Here is a 1,721-nt window from a genome sequence, read left to right on the forward strand (position 1 = left end):
TAGTGCCTGTCAGGAAACCCATTAAATTCGGTCACATATTTTCCATTTCAGCCCTTGGAGGATGTTGGCACCGTTTTTTAGCTCAATTCCGTTCGCCAACGCCTGATATTGAGTAAAAAACAACCAATTATACCGATTTTCAGATACGCAAAAACCTCATGCCTCGCATGATAAGAAAAAAACACGCCAAAAATCAGCGGGTGACTATTGTCGGTCTCGTTCCAACAGGATTTTCCCCAACCGGTTTAAGTTGGTGGCTACAACGGCCAGTGAAACATAGCGTTTGAAAGCCTCCAATCCTTTATCTGGACACTTATCGAGACCGTGAGACTCCAGACAATTGATGTCTGACTCAACTGCAGAATGCTTACGCTTCGCTCTGACAAATTCAGGATGCCTCTCTCGCTTTTTGTCCTCGGCTGAAAGCTTGCCCTTCTTGGGCAAAACCGCTCGATCAAGGATCGTTTCGAGATGCTCAAGGTTCCCTGGGCTCCAGAACCCCCTGTCATAGCTGACTTGTGTCAGTTCCGGGAAGCGATCCTTGGCACCTTCTGCCATAGGAACTGTCACCTGGTCGTCAGTCTGCTTTTCCATGACCTGATGGTGAAGGGTAAAACCGAATTGATCCTGCAGGACACAGACGCGCATTCCCAGCTCTACCGGAGTACCAGCCTTTCCCTTGCTGATCCATTCGGTATGGGGCTCAAACAGAGAAAATACTTTCTCTGCATGGGGAATTTGCTCCTGCTCAATAACACGACGATAGGTGAGGTTGGTTAAACGTTTAGCCTGAGTGATCCAGTAGCCAAGATTCTCCAGTCTATCCTCTTCAGGATGTCGTTTGGTGAGAACTGACAGCGTCAGTTCTGCTTTGCGGATGATGGTAAAGCTGTACTTCAGGTAACCCAGATAAGCCATATCCATATCATGTTGTCGCAGCTTGCGCTTTGACTCACACCGTGCGGTAGAACGCTTCAGGTTGCGCACAGTATGATAACGCTTGCGGTGCTGTTTTTTCAGATAGTCCTGTTGGCGCCAGAGTGGTTCGCCATAGTCACCGGCCAGAGCAGAAGCGAACTCAATGGCTTTACGACAGGCGTCACTTAACAAACTTATATCTGTAGGAAAGTGGACGTCTGTTTTGACTACGAACGAATCGGCACGGCCATGTAACGATTCGTCTTTTTTTTAACCAGCTGATGGCCAGCAGCCACCACGACCTGATTCACCTGATCCAGTATCTGCGGAGTAAACAGGGCGATGTTATCCTGCAGCGTTTGAATGTGATAAAGGTGCTCACAATAAGGGCCATGCCCGAGCATTTGCCGTAGTGTACCGTGTTCATTGGCCAGTTCCTGCAGGCGGTCATAGTCACAGTTGATAACCAGGCGCAGAGTACCAAAGACCAATATTCGCCAGAGATCCATGCCGGGGCGGCCGTTGTTGTGGTCGGCAGAAATTGCTGTCTCAAGCACCTTGAGAACCTGAGTGCGCAGTTCAAGATCAGTCCAGATATGCTGTAAGGCTCTCAACAGCCGGGGAATATCATCCCGTGACTTGGGGTTGAATGTCACAGCCGAAATGTCGACTTCACCTAACTGCATCTGAGGATTGATGGCCTGGCGCATACTTCAAACAACCTGCTTGTAGAAATCTTCGAGCACTAAATTAGACCTTAAGTGGCTGATTTCAAGGGTTTGAGGGTTTTCTGACAGGCACTA

The 1,721-nt window shown here is 48.8% G+C and carries 1 protein-coding gene; it reads right to left on the minus strand.

The window, feature by feature from the left end; genetic code table 11:
• Positions 1–204: 204 nt before the first annotated feature.
• A protein-coding gene (locus tag E1189_RS01710) for an ISNCY family transposase (RefSeq protein ID WP_230459989.1) occupies positions 205–1,628 on the minus strand; the annotation gives its coding sequence in 2 pieces (ribosomal slippage) (positions 205–1,184 and positions 1,184–1,628; 1,425 coding nt in all).
• Positions 1,629–1,721 lie beyond the last annotated feature (93 nt).

This window comes from Parendozoicomonas verongulae (assembly GCF_009711465.1).
GTDB classification, from domain to species: domain Bacteria; phylum Pseudomonadota; class Gammaproteobacteria; order Pseudomonadales; family Endozoicomonadaceae; genus Sansalvadorimonas; species Sansalvadorimonas verongulae.